This is a genomic window from Aquimarina discodermiae, from assembly GCF_040786235.1.
GTDB lineage: Bacteria > Bacteroidota > Bacteroidia > Flavobacteriales > Flavobacteriaceae > Aquimarina.
Genome location: NZ_JBFMKP010000022.1, coordinates 89837 through 108241, shown reverse-complemented (window position 1 = coordinate 108241; position 18405 = coordinate 89837). Strand labels below are relative to the sequence as shown.

Annotated in this window: 23 protein-coding genes; 3 read left to right on the top strand and 20 right to left on the bottom strand. The window is 36.3% G+C overall.

Annotation, left to right across the window (positions count from 1 at the left end; all coding sequences use genetic code 11):
• Positions 1 to 11 precede the first annotated feature (11 nt).
• The 19 genes from rpsH to rpsL form a co-directional block, all read right to left on the bottom strand.
• A complete protein-coding gene (gene rpsH / locus ABW636_RS15245; protein ID WP_367590939.1) occupies positions 12 to 410 on the bottom strand; it encodes a 30S ribosomal protein S8 in 399 nt (132 codons plus the stop codon).
• Between the two features lie 73 nt (positions 411 to 483).
• On the bottom strand, positions 484 to 753 hold the full coding sequence (gene rpsN / locus ABW636_RS15240) for a 30S ribosomal protein S14 (protein ID WP_367590926.1): 270 nt from the start codon (positions 751 to 753) through the stop codon (positions 484 to 486).
• 2 nt (positions 754 to 755) lie between these two features.
• Positions 756 to 1307, bottom strand: coding sequence for a 50S ribosomal protein L5 (rplE, locus tag ABW636_RS15235; protein ID WP_367590925.1), 552 nt, complete (start codon positions 1305 to 1307; stop codon positions 756 to 758).
• A 2-nt stretch (positions 1308 to 1309) separates the two neighbouring features.
• Positions 1310 to 1621 carry a 50S ribosomal protein L24 gene (gene rplX / locus ABW636_RS15230; RefSeq protein ID WP_367590924.1) on the bottom strand — a complete coding sequence of 104 codons (312 nt, stop codon included), beginning with the start codon at positions 1619 to 1621 and terminating at the stop codon, positions 1310 to 1312.
• A 13-nt stretch (positions 1622 to 1634) separates the two neighbouring features.
• Positions 1635 to 2003 (bottom strand): 50S ribosomal protein L14, encoded by a 369-nt coding sequence (gene rplN, locus ABW636_RS15225; RefSeq protein ID WP_027411971.1) that lies wholly within the window; start codon positions 2001 to 2003, stop codon positions 1635 to 1637.
• A gap of 2 nt (positions 2004 to 2005) precedes the next feature.
• A complete protein-coding gene (rpsQ, locus tag ABW636_RS15220; protein WP_034243856.1) occupies positions 2006 to 2263 on the bottom strand; it encodes a 30S ribosomal protein S17 in 258 nt (85 codons plus the stop codon).
• A gap of 12 nt (positions 2264 to 2275) precedes the next feature.
• On the bottom strand, positions 2276 to 2470 hold the full coding sequence (gene rpmC, locus ABW636_RS15215) for a 50S ribosomal protein L29 (RefSeq protein ID WP_367590923.1): 195 nt from the start codon (positions 2468 to 2470) through the stop codon (positions 2276 to 2278).
• A gap of 13 nt (positions 2471 to 2483) precedes the next feature.
• Entirely contained in the window at positions 2484 to 2903 is a 420-nt protein-coding gene (rplP, locus tag ABW636_RS15210; RefSeq protein WP_367590922.1) for a 50S ribosomal protein L16, read from the bottom strand.
• Between the two features lie 20 nt (positions 2904 to 2923).
• Positions 2924 to 3649 carry a 30S ribosomal protein S3 gene (gene rpsC / locus ABW636_RS15205; RefSeq protein ID WP_367590921.1) on the bottom strand — a complete coding sequence of 242 codons (726 nt, stop codon included), beginning with the start codon at positions 3647 to 3649 and terminating at the stop codon, positions 2924 to 2926.
• Between the two features lie 8 nt (positions 3650 to 3657).
• On the bottom strand, positions 3658 to 4065 hold the full coding sequence (gene rplV, locus ABW636_RS15200) for a 50S ribosomal protein L22 (protein WP_367590920.1): 408 nt from the start codon (positions 4063 to 4065) through the stop codon (positions 3658 to 3660).
• 8 nt (positions 4066 to 4073) lie between these two features.
• Positions 4074 to 4352 (bottom strand): 30S ribosomal protein S19, encoded by a 279-nt coding sequence (gene rpsS, locus ABW636_RS15195; protein ID WP_019386271.1) that lies wholly within the window; start codon positions 4350 to 4352, stop codon positions 4074 to 4076.
• A gap of 6 nt (positions 4353 to 4358) precedes the next feature.
• A complete protein-coding gene (rplB, locus tag ABW636_RS15190; protein WP_367590919.1) occupies positions 4359 to 5183 on the bottom strand; it encodes a 50S ribosomal protein L2 in 825 nt (274 codons plus the stop codon).
• A gap of 9 nt (positions 5184 to 5192) precedes the next feature.
• The gene (gene rplW, locus ABW636_RS15185) at positions 5193 to 5483 is read right to left on the bottom strand and encodes a 50S ribosomal protein L23 (RefSeq protein WP_367590918.1); all 291 of its coding nucleotides are present in this window, start codon (positions 5481 to 5483) and stop codon (positions 5193 to 5195) included.
• Between the two features lie 5 nt (positions 5484 to 5488).
• Entirely contained in the window at positions 5489 to 6118 is a 630-nt protein-coding gene (rplD, locus tag ABW636_RS15180; protein ID WP_367590917.1) for a 50S ribosomal protein L4, read from the bottom strand.
• On the bottom strand, positions 6118 to 6735 hold the full coding sequence (gene rplC, locus ABW636_RS15175) for a 50S ribosomal protein L3 (protein ID WP_367590916.1): 618 nt from the start codon (positions 6733 to 6735) through the stop codon (positions 6118 to 6120). Before rplC ends, rplD begins: the two co-directional genes overlap by 1 nt.
• A gap of 182 nt (positions 6736 to 6917) precedes the next feature.
• The gene (gene rpsJ, locus ABW636_RS15170; protein ID WP_010181931.1) at positions 6918 to 7223 is read right to left on the bottom strand and encodes a 30S ribosomal protein S10; all 306 of its coding nucleotides are present in this window, start codon (positions 7221 to 7223) and stop codon (positions 6918 to 6920) included.
• An 11-nt stretch (positions 7224 to 7234) separates the two neighbouring features.
• The gene (gene fusA, locus ABW636_RS15165; protein WP_367590915.1) at positions 7235 to 9361 is read right to left on the bottom strand and encodes an elongation factor G; all 2127 of its coding nucleotides are present in this window, start codon (positions 9359 to 9361) and stop codon (positions 7235 to 7237) included.
• A 10-nt stretch (positions 9362 to 9371) separates the two neighbouring features.
• Positions 9372 to 9848, bottom strand: coding sequence for a 30S ribosomal protein S7 (rpsG, locus tag ABW636_RS15160; protein WP_367590914.1), 477 nt, complete (start codon positions 9846 to 9848; stop codon positions 9372 to 9374).
• Between the two features lie 23 nt (positions 9849 to 9871).
• Entirely contained in the window at positions 9872 to 10246 is a 375-nt protein-coding gene (gene rpsL / locus ABW636_RS15155; RefSeq protein WP_367590913.1) for a 30S ribosomal protein S12, read from the bottom strand.
• Positions 10247 to 10833: 587 nt separating this feature from the next.
• Here rpsL and ABW636_RS15150 point away from each other — a divergent pair.
• From ABW636_RS15150 to ABW636_RS15140, 3 genes are read left to right on the top strand one after another with little or no spacing between them, the layout of a single operon-like run.
• Positions 10834 to 13971: a SusC/RagA family TonB-linked outer membrane protein gene (locus tag ABW636_RS15150; protein WP_367590912.1), complete on the top strand. Its 3138-nt coding sequence runs from the start codon at positions 10834 to 10836 to the stop codon at positions 13969 to 13971.
• A gap of 11 nt (positions 13972 to 13982) precedes the next feature.
• Positions 13983 to 15509 carry a SusD/RagB family nutrient-binding outer membrane lipoprotein gene (locus ABW636_RS15145; protein WP_367590911.1) on the top strand — a complete coding sequence of 509 codons (1527 nt, stop codon included), beginning with the start codon at positions 13983 to 13985 and terminating at the stop codon, positions 15507 to 15509.
• A gap of 53 nt (positions 15510 to 15562) precedes the next feature.
• A complete protein-coding gene (locus tag ABW636_RS15140; RefSeq protein ID WP_367590910.1) occupies positions 15563 to 16696 on the top strand; it encodes a hypothetical protein in 1134 nt (377 codons plus the stop codon).
• A 133-nt stretch (positions 16697 to 16829) separates the two neighbouring features.
• Here ABW636_RS15140 and ABW636_RS15135 read toward each other — a convergent pair whose 3' ends face one another.
• Positions 16830 to 18185, bottom strand: coding sequence for a vanadium-dependent haloperoxidase (locus tag ABW636_RS15135; protein WP_367590909.1), 1356 nt, complete (start codon positions 18183 to 18185; stop codon positions 16830 to 16832).
• Positions 18186 to 18405 lie beyond the last annotated feature (220 nt).

The window sequence follows — 18405 nt, the reverse complement described above, 5'->3', positions numbered from 1 at the left end:
CTTTTATACTGTTAATATACGTAACAAAGTACTTCACCACCTACATTCTCTTGCTTTGCGCGTTTACCGGTCATTACACCATGAGAAGTAGAAACTATCGCTACACCTAAACCATTTAGAATTCTTGGAATTTCGCTTGATCCAGCATACTTACGTAAACCTGGCTTACTTATTCTTTGTAATTCTTTAATAACTGGTTCTTTAGTCAACTTATCGTACTTAAGTGCGATTTTGATAGTACCTTGTGTTGTATTATCTTCAAATTTATAACTTAAAATATAACCCTGATCGAATAATATTTTAGTGATCTCTTTTTTAACCTTCGATGCTGGTATCTCAACAACTCTATGTTGAGCACTATTTGCATTACGAATTCTGGTTAAATAATCTGCAATAGGATCTGTATTCATTGTATTTAATTTATGGTTTTGGTTTTCGGCCGAAAAAACGACCGAACCTGAAACCAATTAATTTTCTTTATTATTACCAACTAGCTTTTGTTACTCCCGGAATTAACCCTTTGTTCGCCATTTCTCTAAATGTAACACGAGAAATTCCAAACTGACGCATATATCCTTTTGGTCTTCCTGTAAGTTTACATCTATTGTGTTTACGAACAGGTGAAGCGTTTTTTGGCAATTTCTGTAACGCTTCATAATCACCAGCTTCTTTTAAAGCTTTGCGTTTTTCTGCGTATTTAGCAACAGTTTTAGCTCTCTTCACCTCACGGGCTTTCATTGATTCTTTAGCCATAATTAATTCTTTTTAAAAGGTAATCCTAGTTCGGTTAACAATGATTTTGCTTCTTTATCAGTATTTGCAGAAGTTTCGAATGTAATATTCATACCAGCAATCTTATTTACCTTATCGATATCGATCTCTGGAAAAATAATTTGTTCAGTAATCCCTAATGAGTAATTACCCCTACCGTCAAAACCTGTTGCTTTAATCCCTCCAAAGTCTCTAACTCTTGGTAAAGCCGAAGTAATTAAACGATCTAAAAATTCATACATTCTTTCTCCTCTTAACGTAACTTTTGCACCAATTGGCATTCCTTTACGTAATTTGAAAGTAGCGACGTCTTTTTTAGAAATCGTAGGTACCGCTTTTTGACCAGTGATTGTAGTTAACTCATCTACTGCATGTTCGATCAACTTCTTATCAGCCACAGCTGCTCCAACACCTCTACTTAAAACAATTTTCTTAAGTTTTGGCACTTGCATTACATTACTATAGCTAAATTCTTCTGTAAGAGCAGACACTACTCGGTCTTTATACTCTTGTTTTAATCTTGGTATATAAGCCATAACTATATTACTTCATTAGATTTTTTAGCAAATCTTACTTTCTTATCACCTTCTACTCTGTATCCAACTCTTGTTGTTTCTCCTTTAGAAGTCAACAATGATAAGTTAGAAATATGAATAGGAGCTTCTTTTTTCACAATTCCACCTTGTGGATTTGTTGCACTAGGCTTTTGGTGTTTTGAAACTAAGTTCACACCTTCTACAATCGCCTTGTTTACATCTTTCAATACCTTTTGTACTGTACCTTCCTGATCTTTATTGTCTCCGGCTATAACACGTACTGTATCTCCTGATTTGATTTTTAGCTTTGTCATCTTTACAAATGTTTTAAAGCACTTCTGGCGCTAGTGAAACAATCTTCATGAATTGCTTATCACGAAGTTCTCTTGCAACAGGACCAAATACACGAGTTCCTCTCATTTCTCCTGCAGGGTTCAAAAGAACACATGCATTATCATCGAAACGGATGTATGAACCATCTGGTCTGCGCACTTCTTTTTTGGTACGAACTACAACTGCAGTAGAAACTGCTCCTTTTTTAATGTTTCCATTTGGAGTTGCTTCTTTTACACTGACAACTATTTTGTCTCCTACAGAGGCGTATCTTCTTCCTGTACCACCTAAAACACGAATAACTAAAACTTCTTTACCACCTGTGTTATCGGCTACTTTTAATCTAGACTCTTGTTGTACCATAATTACTTCGCTCTTTCAATTACTTCTACTAATCTCCAGCATTTGGTTTTACTCATAGGTCTTGTTTCCATGATCTTTACAGTATCACCAATGTTGCAATCGTTTTTCTCGTCGTGTGCAACGTATTTTTTCGTTTTCAACACGAACTTTCCGTACATAGGGTGTTTTACTTTTTTCACCTCAGAAACCACAATTGATTTCTGCATTTTGTTACTTGTAACAACACCTATACGCTCTTTTCTTAAATTTCTTTTTTCCATCTTTCAGCAGAATTAACCGTTTAATTCTCTTTTTGTTAGCTCTGTAGCTATTCTTGCGATAGATCTTCTTACTTTACGTAATTGTAAAGGGTTTTCTAACGGAGACATAGCGTGAGCCATTTTTAAATCTGAATACGCTTTTTGCGATTTACCAAGCTCTTCTCTTAATTCAGCTTCAGACGCTTTACTTACTTCTGATTGTTTCATAATCTCTCAAATATTAAGCTTGATAATCTCTAGCTACGATAAACTTAGTTTTTACAGGAAGTTTTTGAGCCGCCAGACGTAATGCTTCTTTAGCAACCTCATGAGGCACTCCACTTATTTCAAATAATATTCTTCCTGGTTTTACCACTGCTGCCCAATATTCTACAGCACCTTTTCCTTTACCCATACGTACTTCAAGAGGCTTTTTTGTGATTGGCTTGTCTGGGAATATTTTAATCCACAGAGATCCCTCTCTTTTCATATAACGAGTAGCAGAAATACGAGCTGCTTCTATCTGCCTTGCAGTAATAAAACATGAATCTAATGCTTTAATTCCGAAAGTACCATTTGAAAGTGTATGTCCTCTTTGAGAAAGACCTTTCATACGTCCTTTTTGTTGTTTACGGAATTTTGTTCTTTTAGGCTGTAACATTGTTAATTTACTTTAAAAAATTACTTTCTACGACGTGATTTATTGTTTCCACCACTTCGTCCACCTCTGTCGCTCTTTCCTTGTTTTTTGGATAAACCAACTAATGGAGAAAGCTCTCTTTTACCATACACTTCGCCTTTCATGATCCACACTTTAACGCCTAATCTACCATAAGTAGTATGCGCTTCTACTAAAGCATAATCTATGTCAGCTCTAAATGTTGATAAAGGAATACGACCTTCTTTATAAGACTCTGTACGTGCCATTTCTGCCCCGTTCAAACGTCCCGAAATCTGGATTTTAATACCCTCTGCATTCATTCTCATCGCTGCTGCAATAGCCATCTTGATAGCACGACGATATGAAATACGACCTTCAATTTGTCTTGCAACACTTGATCCCACTAAAAATGCATCAAGTTCAGGTCTTTTGATTTCAAAAATATTGATCTGTACTTCTTTATCAGTAATTTTTTTAAGCTCTTCTTTTAACTTGTCTACCTCTTGTCCACCTTTTCCGATAATAATACCAGGTCTAGCAGTAGTGATAGTAACGGTTACAAGTTTAAGCGTACGCTCAATAATTACTCTAGATACACTAGCTTTTGATAAACGTGCGTGTACATACTTTCTAATCTTATCGTCTTCGGCAAGCTTGTCACCGTAGTCATTACCTCCGTACCAGTTGGATTCCCATCCTCTGATAATACCAAGGCGATTTCCGATTGGATTTGTCTTCTGTCCCATAGTCTATATTAGCTTTGTGTATTATTTTTTGCTGCAACCACTATAGTAACGTGGTTAGAGCGTTTTCTTATTCTGTGTGCACGACCCTGTGGAGCAGGACGAAGTCTTTTTAACATACTTCCTCCATCTACACGAATCTCTTTTACAAAAAGATCTGCATCTTCGATGCTAGCGTCTTCATTTTTCGCCTGCCAGTTAGCTATTGCCGAAAGCAATAATTTCTCTAAGCGACGTGATGCTTCTTTAGGGCTAAATCTAAGAATGTGAAGCGCCTTTTCAACTTTCTCACCACGAACCAAATCTGCAACTAAACGCATTTTTCGAGGTGACGTAGGGCAGTTATTAAGCTTAGCAAAAGCAACTTGCTTTTTCTCTTCTTTAATTCTGTCTGCCATTTCTCTTTTACGAACTCCCATGACTTAAATTATTTTTTACCTTTATTTTTAGCACCAGCATGTCCTCTAAAAGATCTTGTTGGCGAAAATTCTCCTAATTTATGACCCACCATGTTTTCGGTAACATATACCGGTACAAACTGGCGACCATTATGAACTGCAATTGTTTGCCCTACAAAGTCAGGAGTAATCATAGATGCTCTTGACCAAGTCTTGATAACAGACTTTTTATTAGCTTCTACATTTGCAGCTACTTTTTTCTCTAACTTATAGTGAACGTAAGGTCCTTTTTTTAATGAACGTGCCATATCTTATTATTTCTTTCTACGTTCTACAATATACTTATTACTCGCTTTCGTCTTAGAACGGGTTCTGTATCCTTTTGCAGGAAGCCCTTTTCTAGAACGTGGGTGACCTCCAGAAGAACGTCCTTCTCCACCACCCATTGGATGATCAACAGGGTTCATTGCTACTGGTCTAGTACGCGGTCTACGACCTAACCATCTTGTTCTACCGGCTTTTCCTCCAACAATCAACTGATGATCGCTATTAGAAACAGCTCCAACAGTAGCCATACAGTTTACTAGCACCATTCTAACTTCACCAGAAGGCAATTTTACCGTAGCAAATTTACCATCTCGCGCCATTAACTGGGCAAATGATCCCGCACTACGAGCCATTACAGCTCCTTGTCCTGGACGTAACTCTATACAAGATATAATTGTACCTAAAGGAATATCGCTAAGTGGCATTGCATTTCCAATTTCTGGAGCAACATTATTACCAGAGACAACATTTTGTCCCACTTGTAAACCATTTTGAGCGATTACATAACGCTTTTCACCATCTTGATAGTTTAAAAGCGCAATGAATGCAGTTCTGTTCGGATCATACTCTATCGATGCAACTGTAGCAGGAATTCCTTGCTTATCTCGTTTAAAATCGATGATACGATACCTTCTTTTATGACCTCCACCTTTATAGCGAATAGTCATTTTACCTTGACTGTTTCTACCTCCAGATCTTTTTTTCGGAGCTAATAGACTTTTCTCCGGCTTATCAGTAGTAATTGCGTCAAATCCATTTACTACTCTAAAACGCTGACCTGGGGTAATTGGTTTTAATTTTCTTACTGACATTTTTTAGTCTTAAAGATTACTATATAAATCAATTACTTCACCTTCCGCCACCTGTACAATTGCTTTTTTAATAGCATTTGTTTTACCAGTAACCATTCCCGTTTTTGTATAACGAGTTTTACGTTCTGGGCGGACATTTATTGTTCGAACTTTAGTAACAGATACACCATAAGCAGCCTCAACCGCTTTTTTGATCTCTACCTTATTCGCTCTTTTATCTACTACAAAACCATAACGATTAAACACTTCGCTGTCTGCAGTAGCCTTTTCTGTAATAATAGGTTTTATTAAGATACTCATGGCTTCTATTTACTTAAATTCGTTTCAATTGCTTTCAAAGAACCTTCTAAAAGCACAACATTCCCTGCGTTAAGTATCTTGTAAGTACTTAATTCTGAGCTTGTTATAACTTCAGAGCTTTTTAAATTGCGTGACGACAAATATACATTTTTATTTGACTCAGCCAACACAAACAAAGATTTTTTGTTTTCTAGCCCTAAAGACTTCAAAACAGCTGTGAAATTCTTCGTTTTTATCGTATCAAAATTAAAGTCTTCTACAACCGTAATTGCCTTTTCATTTGCTTTAATACTTAACGCAGATTTTCTAGCCAATCTCTTTAAGTTCTTGTTTAATTTAAAAGAGTAATTACGAGGTCTTGGTCCAAAAACTCTACCTCCTCCTTTAAAAATTGGAGACTTTATACTACCTGCTCTAGCAGTACCTGTTCCTTTTTGTTTCTTAATCTTTCTTGTACTACCTACAATCTCTGCTCTTTCCTTAGCCTTATGCGTTCCCTGACGTTGATTAGCTAAATACTGCTTTACATCAAGATAAACAGCATGATTGTTAGGCTCAATACTAAAAACAGCATCCGAAAGGTTTGCCTTTCTTCCTGTTTCTTTTCCGTTGATATCAATTACCGCTACTTCCATTACTTCTGAATCGTTACGTAAGCGTTTTTATGTCCAGGAACACATCCCTTCACAACAAGCAAGTTCTTTTCAGGAACCACTTTTAACACTCTTAAGTTTTGAATTTTTACTTGATCTCCACCCATTCTTCCTGCCATCTTCATTCCTTTAAAAACTCTTGCAGGATATGATGCAGCACCAATCGAACCTGGAGCTCTTAAACGGTTATGCTGACCATGAGTTGCCTGACCGACACCACCAAAGTTGTGTCTTTTTACAACCCCTTGAAAACCTTTACCCTTTGAAGTTGCAGAAACATCTACAAATTCTCCTTCGCTAAAATGCTCTACAGTTACTGTATCACCTAATTTGTACTCCTCTTCAAAACCTTTGAATTCGATAACTTTACGTTTAGCAACAGTTCCTGCTTTTTTAAAGTGACCTAAAGCCGCTTTTGTAGCATTTTTGTCTGCTTTGTCATCGAAACCTAATTGAACAGCTTCATAACCATCAACCTCTTCGGTTCTGACTTGGGTAACCACGCATGGCCCAGCTTCGATAACTGTACATGGAATATTCTTTCCATTTTCATCGAAAATGCTGGTCATACCGATCTTTTTTCCTATTAACCCAGACATATTTAATTATTTATTAATTGTTTACTTATTTTAAGGAACGTTCTAAAAATTAGACGTTCTGATCTTCACAAAAAAACAGGGTCAAAACACGTTCAACCCTGAATGTATTTTTTGCCGTTTTTCTCTTGCACGCAGCGCGAGACATTTATTGTAAGATAACTATTCTCTCTTACGAAGTCTTATCAAACTTTGATTTCAACTTCTACTCCACTTGGTAATTCTAGCTTCATCAACGCATCAATCGTTTTTGAAGAAGAGCTATAAATATCTAAAAGTCTTTTATAAGAACTTAATTGAAATTGCTCTCTAGATTTTTTGTTTACGTGCGGAGATCGAAGCACAGTAAATATCTTTTTATGTGTTGGTAAAGGAATTGGCCCCGTTACTACAGCTCCCGTGCTCTTTACCGTCTTTACGATTTTTTCAGCAGATTTATCCACCAAGTTATGATCGTAAGATTTTAGTTTTATTCTAATTTTTTGACTCATTTCTGTAATAATTAAGCGTTAACTCCTTTTGCTGCTGCAATTACTTCTTCTGAAATATTAGAAGGAGTCTCAGCATAGTGAGAAAATTCCATTGTAGATGTTGCCCTACCTGAAGACAATGTTCTTAATGTTGTTACATATCCAAACATTTCAGAAAGCGGAACGGTTGCTTTTACAGTCTTTGCACCTGCTCTATCACCCATATCACTTACTTGTCCTCTACGACGGTTGAGATCACCTACAATATCACCCATGTTTTCTTCTGGTGTAATTACCTCTAGCTTCATAATTGGCTCCATAATCACTGCCTTAGCTGCTTTTGCCGAGTTTTTAAACCCTAATTTAGCCGCCAATTCGAAAGATAACTGATCAGAATCCACATCGTGATACGAACCATCTGTCAAAGTAACTTTCATAGCATCTACTTCATATCCTGCCAATGGACCATTTGTCATTGCCATCTTGAATCCTTTCTCTATAGAAGGTATAAATTCTTTAGGAACGTTACCACCTTTTATAGTAGACTCAAATTGAAGTCCTACAGCTCCTTCTTCAGCAGGCTCTAAAGTAAATACAATATCTGCGAATTTACCACGACCACCAGATTGTTTCTTATAAACTTCTCTGTGCTCTGCTTTTTGAGTAATCGCTTCTTTATACTCTACTTGAGGCTGACCTTGGTTAACCTCTACTTTAAATTCTCGCTTTAAACGATCAACAATAATATCCAAGTGAAGCTCTCCCATTCCAGAAATAATAGTCTGTCCAGAAGCTTCATCTGTTCTAACTGTAAATGTTGGATCTTCTTCTGCTAATTTACCTAACGCTAATCCTAATTTATCAACATCAGCTTTAGTTTTAGGCTCTACAGCAATACCAATTACCGGATCTGGAAAATCCATTGATTCTAAAACAATAGGGTTTTTCTCATCAGACATGGTATCCCCTGTCTTAATATCCTTAAACCCAACTGCCGCACCAATATCTCCAGCCTCAATATATTCTATAGCATTCTGCTTATTAGAATGCATTTGATAAATTCTAGAAATACGTTCTTTTTTACCAGAACGGTTGTTTAAGATATAAGAACCTGCATCTAAACGTCCAGAATAAGCTCTAAAGAATGCCAAACGCCCTACAAATGGGTCAGTTGCAATTTTAAATGCTAATGCTGAAAACGGCTCTTTTACATCAGGCTTACGTAATTCTTCCTGATCTGTATTTGGATTAATCCCTGTAATACCATCTTTATCTGTAGGAGATGGCAAATAGCGACAAACCGCATCTAAAAGAAACTGCACTCCTTTATTCTTAAATGCAGACCCACAAATCATAGGAATAATACTCATATCCATTACAGCGGCTCTAAGTGCAGCATGCACTTCTTCTTCTGTAATTGAGTCTTCATCTTCCATGAATTTTTCCAAAAGATTCTCGTCATAAGCTGCTACTTCTTCAATAAGCTTACCTCTAAGCTCTGATGCTTCTGCTTTTAACTCTTCTGGAATATCTATAACGTCGAATGTAGACCCTTGTGTTTCATCATGCCATACAATAGCACGGTTCTTCACTAAATCTACAATCCCTTTAAAATCTGCCTCATCACCAATATTCATTACAATTGGCACTGCATTAGACCCCAACATATCTTTTACTTGCTGACAAACTGCCATAAAGTTAGATCCTTGACGGTCCATTTTATTCACAAAACCGATACGTGGCACCTTATAGTTATCTGCTAGTCTCCAGTTAGTCTCTGATTGCGGCTCTACACCGTCTACAGCACTAAACAAGAACACTAAACCATCAAGAACACGAAGTGAACGGTTAACTTCTACCGTAAAATCAACGTGACCCGGTGTATCAATTATATTAAAGTGATATCCTTTTGTATCAGAAATCGCCTGACCATTTTCTGTAGGGAACTTCCACTCACAAGTGGTAGCAGCAGAAGTAATTGTAATACCTCTTTCTTGCTCTTGCTCCATCCAGTCCATAGTAGCTGCACCATCATGCACTTCACCAATTTTGTGACTTACCCCCGTATAATAAAGTATACGCTCGGTAGTTGTAGTTTTTCCTGCGTCAATATGCGCAGCAATACCTATATTTCTTGTATATTTTAAATCTCTAGCCATTTCTTAATGATTAAAATCTAAAGTGTGAAAATGCTTTATTGGCTTCTGCCATTTTATGAGTATCTACTCTTTTCTTAACCGCAGCTCCTTCTTCTTTTTCCGCAGCAATGATTTCTGCAGCAAGTTTCTGAGCCATTGACTTCTCATTTCTTTTACGAGAAAATTGAATCAACCACTTCATTGCAGTGGATATTTTACGGTCTGGTCTAATCGGATTTGGAATCTGAAAAGTAGCACCCCCCACACGACGGCTTCTTACTTCTACGTGAGGCATAACATTAGATAATGCATCTTTCCATATCTCTAATGCAGTTTTTTCTTCATCTTGTTTTTTCTCTTCAACGATATCTATCGCATCATAGAATATTCTGAAAGCAGTCGATTTCTTACCATCCCACATCATCATGTTTACAAAACGAGTCACTAGTTGATCGTTAAAACGTGGATCTGGCAAAATCGGTCTTTTTTTAGCCTTTCTTTTTCTCATGTCTTCTTTTTAAAAGTTTTTAATTACTTCTTAGGGCGTTTTGCACCATACTTAGATCTACGTTGTGTTCTACCTTCAACACCAGCGGTGTCTAAAGCTCCACGAACAATATGATATCTAACTCCTGGTAAATCTTTTACCCTTCCACCTCTAACTAATACTATCGAGTGCTCTTGGAGATTGTGTCCTTCACCACCGATGTACGCATTCACTTCTTTCCCATTTGTTAACCTAACACGAGCTACCTTACGCATAGCTGAGTTTGGTTTTTTTGGAGTAGTAGTATAAACACGTGTACATACACCGCGGCGTTGCGGGCACGAATCCAAAGCAGCCGATTTACTCTTCTTAGTTATTTTGGTTCTACCTTTTCGTACTAATTGTGAAATTGTTGGCATAATTTGCTTTACACTATTATTAATTATTTTATTACACCTCTTTTATGAGGGCTGCAAAGGTAGAAATATTTTTGAGCAAATCAAATCCTAATGCATTAATTTTCAAATACATTTAATTTTTTCAACTTACAACCTTCTGACACAACAGACTTAATCAATAAAAAAGCAACACTTTACCCGTAATTCAAACCACACAGTAGAGAAAAGAGTCACCTACACGCTAATACCCAGTATCCTTACAAAAGTATTCCCAAAAAACTTATAAAATTTAACACATGTAATTCTTTTTCGTTTTAAGCCAGTAAATCTAAAATTTCTTTATAACATAATCTTTGCCCAGAACTACCTATCTAAACCATTTTAAATTAAACCACACTTCTTAAAAATACCATCCCAAAAACTTCAACTTACTATTCCACTTCCGTAATCAAACTATACCAAAAACTCAACACCAAAAGACCTAAAACACTTAACAATTACTTTAAAAACACAAAAGTATTACTGCAAAACCTTAATTATCAATAATGTAGTTGCTTTATTAATTTATAATTATGACATTTATCGTGGCTAATCTAAAATTATAACACATGAATAAATCAATTAAAACAACATTGCTAATGTTGTTCGCAACATTAGTAACGCAAACTTCGTTTGCTCAAGAAAAAACTATTACCGGGGTTATTTCAGACAACAAAGGTTTACCGCTACCCGGGGTAAACATACAAGTAAAAGACACTAATAAAGGTGCCCAATCAGATTTTGATGGAAAATATTCTATCTCTGCTGATACAGGATCTATTTTGATATTTAGCTATCTCGGCTTTGCAAATCAAGAAGTCACTGTAGGGCAAAGCAGCCAAATAAACGTAAGTATGCAAGAAGATGCTTCTGAACTAGAAGAAGTAGTAGTTACCGCCTTTGGAATTGCGAAAGAAAAAAACAAATTGGGGTACTCTGCTGAAAGTGTCGATGTAAATAAATTAAACGATGCAGCAGAAAACAACCTCGTAAACGCATTAAACGGTCAGGTATCCGGGGTTAACATTACTGATTCTGGTGGATCTCCTAGTGCTTCTGCCAACATTGTTATTAGAGGTTCTTCTAGTATTTTAGGAAATAACCAGCCTCTTTTTGTAATAGACGGGATACCCATTAATAATAACACTGAAAATGGATCCTCTAGCGGAACGGTTGATGGAACTGATTTCAGAGACTACGGAAAAACTGTAGGTGTCAATAGAGCTTCTGATATTAATCCGGATGACATTGCCTCTATGACCGTACTAAAAGGTGGAGCAGCAACTGCATTATATGGTATACGAGCAGTTAATGGAGCTATCATAATTACCACAAAAAGTGGGTCTCGAAATCAAAAAGGACTGAACATCTCACTTTCTACTGGTTACACCATAGATGAAGTAAACAAATTTCCAGAATTTACAGACAGATATGCCCGTGGTCGAAATGGAGCTTACTCTAATCTAACTCATTGGAGTTGGGGACCTGCATACGCCAACAATCCTACCTTTCCTGCAAATACTATTACTGATATAGACGGAGACGGAACAGATGACGATGTTTCTGGACAACGAATTCCTTTCTTTAGAGACAACTACAAGAATTTTTGGCAAAAAGGCACCAGGTTAAACACTAATATCTCTGTTTCTGGCGGAGGTGAAAAAGGTCGTTTTTATGTTTCTGCTGGTAATGTAAATCACGAAGGTATTGTTAAAAATGACACTTACGAAAGAACAAATTTCACCATAAAAGGAGACTATGACATTACTGATAAGTTTAAAATAGGTGCAATGGCAAGTTATTCTAATGTAAACACGAATTCGTTTCAAGGAGGAGACACTGGTATTGGTAATGGGCTAACCTATTGGCATCATATGTGGGATATCAACAGACCATGGGTAGATTCTAATAGAGACAAAGTATGGTTTAGTGATTTTGTTGGGGATCCTAACTGGATCGTAAATGAAGAAGGGGAAAAAGGAGAAGTTAACAGAACAATTGGAAATATAAATTTTAGCTATGATATCACAGATTGGATGAAATTAAATTTTCGCTCAGGTATCGATACCTACAGCGACCAAAAAAGGTTAGTGAGACCTATTTCTTCTGTTAACACCAATAACAGATTAGGTGACATGTATGAAATAAGAATAAACAGTAAAGATATTACCAACAACTTTAACTTATCAGGAAATTTTATACTGAATGAAGATTTAAATTTATCTTACTTAGTAGGGGGAGACATCTATACCTCAAGATATGATCGATTATATGTAGATGGTCAAGAATTATTAACAAAAGATTTTTTTGATATCTCAAATGCAAAAACAGTCACTTCTAACAACTCGGACAATAACAAGAAAATTTTCGGAGCATTTTCGGAAGTAACATTAGATTATAAAAGCTTCTTATTTTTGACTTTAACAGGTAGAAACGACTGGTCCTCTACACTGCCTAAAGTAAACAATTCTTTTTTCTACCCGTCTGTAAGTACTGGTTTTGTGTTTAGCAACCTATTAAGTGATAACGAAATTTTAAGCTATGGTAAATTAAAAGGTTCCTGGGCAAAATTAGGAAATGACGCACCCAATTTTTCTTTACAAAATGTTTTTGCAAGAAGAACACCTAATGTTGGTGGGCAACCTCAGTTTACCATAAGCAACAGACAAAATAATCCGAATATCAAGCCAGAATTATCATCAGCTTGGGAAATTGGTGGAGAATTTAAATTTTTGAACAATCTTATTGGCCTAGATATTACGTATTACGAAAGAAATACAGTAGATCAAGTATTACCGATTCCGTTAACTTCTTCATCAGGATTTGCCGAATACATCGACAATAGCGGAAAAGTGACCAATAATGGTATTGAAGCATTACTGAACATTAATGATTTTATTAAAAACAACCATGGTATTGTAGTGGATTTTGGATTTAACTTTGCAAAAAACAATAGTGAAGTTGTAGAAGTACCAGAAGGTCTTGAAGAGATCATTATTGGTAACGGATATTGGAATGGAACTAAATTGGTTGCAAGACCAGGAGAACCCTACGGGACTTTTGTCGGAGACAAATACAAAAGAAACGAAAGCGGACAATTGCTATTAGACGATAGTGGAGCTCCCCAAAGAGAGTCTAACCAGATTCTTGGTAATATAAATCCTGATTGGACTTTAAATTTTAACCCTAGAGTATCTTACAAAGGATTTACCTTAAGTGGAAATTTAGAATTTAGAAAAGGAGGAGACCTTTATAACGATGCCGAAGTATCTTGGATATATGCTGGTTTAAGTCAGACAACTGAAGATCGTTTTTATAACGCTTCTGACGTAAATGCGAATGCTACTCGAGTATTTGATGGTATTATCGAAAGTACTGGAGAACAAAGTACCATTGCCGTACCTTTAACGAACACCTATTATCACAATAACTACAACGCGACTGATGAAAATTTTGTAGAAGATACATCATGGGTAAGATTACGTACTCTTAATTTAACATACAATTTACCCTCCAAAATATTAGAAAACACCTTTATAAACAGAGTAAGTGTTACGTTTACTGGTCGTAACTTATGGCTAGACACCAATTATTCTGGTGCTGACCCAGAAACTAGCGGACTTGGAGCAGGTAATGTACAGGGATTCAACACGATTACAGCTCCTAACACAAAAAGTTATGGAATGACGGTTAAAGTTCAATTCTAAAAAAAGATCTCATGAAAACATTAAATATAATAAACTATAAAAATATTTTCTTATTTATTTTTTCTGTCCTTAGTATAATAACATCATGTACAGAAGATTTTGAAGAAACTAATACGGACCCTAACAACCCTAAAGAGGTTGACATACCTTTAATTTTCACATCAGGAGAACGCTCTATCTTATATAAATATGGTAGATTTACCGAAGGAACTGATTGGGATCTTTGGTGTGGGTTATGGATACAAACATTTGCAGGAAACCATGGAAACGGGGTTAATTATGACTTATACGATATCCTACCTAATGCCTCTTTATGGGATCGACAGTACGACGCCCTTAACGACCTAAAGATCGTGATTTCTTTAGGAACAGAAAGAGAAGCATGGCAACATGTAGGCGCTTCTAAAATAATATCTGCTCTTGCTTTAGGAACACTTACCTCCCAATACGGAGGAATCCCTTGGTCAGAAGCACTTGTAGGCTCAGAAAATCCGAATCCCAAATTTGACACTCAAGAAGAAATCTACAATAGTATGTTTTCTTTGTTAAGCGAAGGAATAGCTGATTTAGACAAAACCAGTTCTATCCAATTAGGAGCTGAAGACTTTGTTTTTCACAACTCAGCTGCCGCAAGTAACGAAGAACAACTAAATAAATGGAAAGCTTTAGCATATGCTCTAGAAGCAAGATATCGAAATCACTTTAGTATTAAAGATCCTTCTGGATCAGCAACCGCTGCGCTTACGGCTGTAGACAATGCCAAATCAGCTGGCTTTACAGAACATGCTTATGATTTGGTTTTTCCTTATGAAGGAGCAGATATATACCGAAACGGTTACTATCACCTTTTTCAAAACAACCAAATGATTGCATCAGAAGTATTCATGAATACTTTAACAAGCACTAATGATCCTCGTAAAGAAGCTTACTGGAATACCGAAGCTACAGATGGTACCGTAGTAGGATATACAGGTAAATCAAACGGTTTTGGAACAGATAATGCTAGTTATTCGCCTGTAGGTCCACAAGGATTTTATGGAAAAGAAACATCCCCGCAGCTTATATCTACTCATTTTGAATTACTTTTTATAGAAGCCGAAGCAGCCTTAAGATCCGGAGATGCAGAAAGAGCCGCTACTGCTCATAACGCAGCAATTATAGCGCAGCTTAATCTAGTCACTCCTTCTGCAATAGAGTTCCTTACTTCATCTGGAGGTGATGTTAGCACCTATCAGGCAAAAATAAATACGTACATTGCAGCTTTTGCCGATGAGGATGCCGGCTCTATCACTATAGAAAAAATAATGACAGAAAAGCACAAAGCAATGTTTACTATGAATACCGAATCATGGGTAGATGTAAGAAGGCATAATTATGATTATCCTGCTACCTTATCGATACCAACTAATGATGGAAAAGCAATTGCTACAGAATTTATTCAAAGGGTTCCTTACCCAGAAGAATCCACAAATACCAACAGCAATACTCCGGATGGTGTAACTATATTTGATCAATTATGGATATTCAAAGCCAATTAAAAACAATGAAAAACCACGGAAGAAGACGATGTATTACAATTAAAACAATATCTATGAAAGCATTTTTAAATCCCTTATATATAGTATTGGTAGTATCCTTGCTTTTTGCATCATCATGTTCTGATGATGATGAAATTGGAGCAGAAGGAACTACCATCCCAGCCCCAGTTTTTCTGATAGATGACAACATATCTATTTTTGATTCGAACATTGACCTAACATTGGGCATTACCAACTCCAGTGATTCCCAAACAACGGGTATTGAAATATACAGATCTGGCTCCTCAGACAAAATTGCAGATGCAACAATAAATGGAGAAACAGCAACTTTCAGTTCCTCATCTTTAGGAACTTTGGAAACAGGCTCAATCAACCTTGACATTGTATCCACTTTTTCTGGCGGAAACTTTGCAAAAGCATCTTTTACAGAAACAATCGATGTAACATCTGTTATAAGCTTAACTAGCGAAGTCGAATCTGTACAAAATGGAGATACTTCTGATGGAAATGTAATCTCTTATGAAACCACTACTGCAGGAACCAATATCGACGACATCACAGTTACCTGGAAAAATGGTGAGATGGGTGCAGAAACAGACATCTCTACGGGTTTTGCTTCAGACAAAGGCTCTATCGACCTAAAAAATCTTGAGTATGCAACCTATGGTTTTGTTCCTGGTGATACCCTAATCTACACATTTACAGTAACCAGTGGAACATTATCAGAAGCTGTAGAATCCAAAACAGCTATCCTACCACAAATGTTTAACGATGTGATTAACGGTGTTATTGGAAATGTAGAGGGCAAAGAGAAATTAAACCTTTCTACAGGAGTAAATGAAGAATCTGACATTTCTATGGATCTTGGAGGACCTCCATTTTTTGAAGCAGAAGACATGGTTGACATCTCATTTGTACAATTAGGCATTACAGGAGCTGATAGCTTTGAAGAATATGATGATCTTGAACAAGCAAAAGTAGATTTTGATGCAGGATCATCTTCTACATCGGTTTCAGCTACTCCAGATGATATCTATGTATACAAAATAGTTCGAGATGTAGATGGCACCCCTGTAGACCACTATGGTGTTATTTTAATCGGAGAAGTTACTTTTAAATTTTCCAGCTCCGGTCCTCCTGCAGTTGAAATACCAATATCAGCCAAAGAAAACAAACTTTTTGAATAATCAACTCATTAAGTTTACTTACTAAATCAAAAGAGGTGCTTTTATGCACCTCTTTTTTTATTGTCATAAAACAAGAATACTAAAAATCGTCATTTATCTTTTCCGCAACACACCTCTTCTTAACTTGCTAAAATTAATTCGCTTCGTTTTTCATAACCAACTTGTTTGCAACAAATTTCCCTAATTCCTTTCCTTGTCGAAGTCCCAATTCTATTGCAGATCTATAATGAATTCCTCCATACAATCTGCTTATTGCTGCCTCTTCTGCTGCTGCTTCAAAAGATTGAAATGAACGCACCGGCAAACCATAAGGAACCTCTGTATCATCATCAAACTGAAAGTTTTCGCCAAAAATATCAGACAGAATTACAGAAGCCGCTCCAGAAACTACCGAATGACCACTAGTATACTCTGGAAACGGAGGTGTTTGCAAAACCGGCTCCCAATCTTCGTCTATATACTTATTGATCAAAGTCTCTGGACGAATAAGGTTACTTCTATATTTTTCATCCCAACAACTTATAAATGCATCTGCTATCGCAATTGATGTCTTGGTATAAGCAAAAATTGTTTTTTCGAAATCGACATCTTCTTTTTTACATGCAATTTTACATATTCCAATCCAATGAGCCCCTGGTGTTATCTTTTTTGAAGCAAACATTACATGGCCTTTATGTACTGAAACATAAGGATTACAATCCCAAAATTGAGCAATCTGTAATTTCTCTGAGACATCTCCTTCTTTTGTTATCTCTTTCCTCACCTCATAGGTTTCTATAATCTCAGAATAAAACGCCGACCCCTTTTCTAACGAAAAATCAGGATGCTTTGCAGGCTTAAACTGTGAAGCAGACTCTAAAACAGAAGGTCTTATCCTCCCCCAATGAGGCTCTATACCATCCATATAATCGGGAGGTGTAGGCTGCCAACGAGAAGGGTCTTCAATATCTACAGAAAATCTTGACATAGAACGCGTCTCTGCATAATTATCCTGATTCAACCATTCTTTCACACACTGCGCAACATTAAGCCCATAAACTCTAGAATCCTCAAAAACCTTCTGATCCACTTGCCCCCAAGAATTATACAAACTATCTTGATATGTCTTTATTTTATACCCAGAAAAAACCAGTTCTTTTCCCAAATCCAAACAAGCAATTATAGAGGCCATCTTATAATCCACCAACTCTACTGCATTTACATTACAAGATTTATCAAATCCATTTAATTGCCTCGTTAACGACCTCATATCATTACTTCCAGAAGCCACCACCTCATAAGCAGCAATATTTACATAATTATAGATCCTACTAGCAACTGGTGGAGAAAAAATATCATGCACTATAACTTCAGTAATTTTATCGATTGCTTTATGATAATCTTCTGCCTCCAAACTAATTCTCTCTTCCCTTCTTTTTTGACAAGAAACCACTAAAACCAAAAAAGTTAATACAACCGCTTTTCTAAACATGTCTATGTATTTTCTCATAACTATCTAAATATCGAATTTAAATTTAGTTAATACCTAAAGAACTTTATAAAATATTATCTCAAACCTCATAGTCAAATCCAAAAAACCACATAGACATACAACTCTTCTTCTTATGTCCGAAGTAGTGAAACAAAAAAAACACTCTACATCCCATTTTTTAATAAATGAAACAAAATACTGAAAAACAAGTAGTTAAAGTTTTCTAAAAATTAAAAAT